Origin of the sequence: Synechococcus sp. CCAP 1479/9, assembly GCF_019038535.1 — a bacterium.
Classification (GTDB): Bacteria; Cyanobacteriota; Cyanobacteriia; order PCC-6307; family Cyanobiaceae; genus Cyanobium.
In genome coordinates this window covers 1-482 of the sequence record NZ_JAFKRK010000084.1, presented here as the reverse complement: position 1 = coordinate 482, position 482 = coordinate 1, and the positions used below count along the sequence as shown (strand labels likewise).

The 482-nt window shown below is 64.3% G+C and carries 1 protein-coding gene; it reads right to left on the bottom strand.

The window, feature by feature from the left end:
* A partial coding sequence (locus KUG38_RS16800; RefSeq protein WP_216923557.1) for a hypothetical protein occupies positions 1-482 on the bottom strand: 482 nt, incomplete at both ends.

Sequence of the window (482 nt, the reverse complement as noted above, 5' to 3'; positions counted from 1 at the left end):
AAGTGGAAGCGGCCCGTGGACACTTCCTTCCAGAGAATCTGGTTCTGGTTGGTGCCGACGGTTTCGGCGGCGAGGATCTGCCAACCGCTGAACTGACCGGCCCTGATCTGGGCGCCGCTCCTGCGGACGGCGGATGTGACGCCGTTCATCTGAACGGAGACCAGGTCGTTGCTGGTGTCCCGCAGCAGCCGGACCGCGCCGTTGGGATCGATCACCTGAAGCGCGCTGCTGGTGGTCGTGGTCGTGGTCGTGGTGGTGGTCGTGGAGGTGGTGGTTGGGGGTTGGCTGGTCAGGGGCGTGCCGGTGGCATTGACCATGAACTGTTGCTGAAGCTGCAGGCCGGTGGAACTGGTGGGAGAGACGATGGGTCCGGCGGAGGCGTAGTTCCAGTTGCCGTCGAGCGACCAGAAGTGGAAGCGGCCCGTGGACACTTCCTTCCAGAGAATCTGGTTCTGGTTGGTGCCGACGGTTTCGGCGGCGAG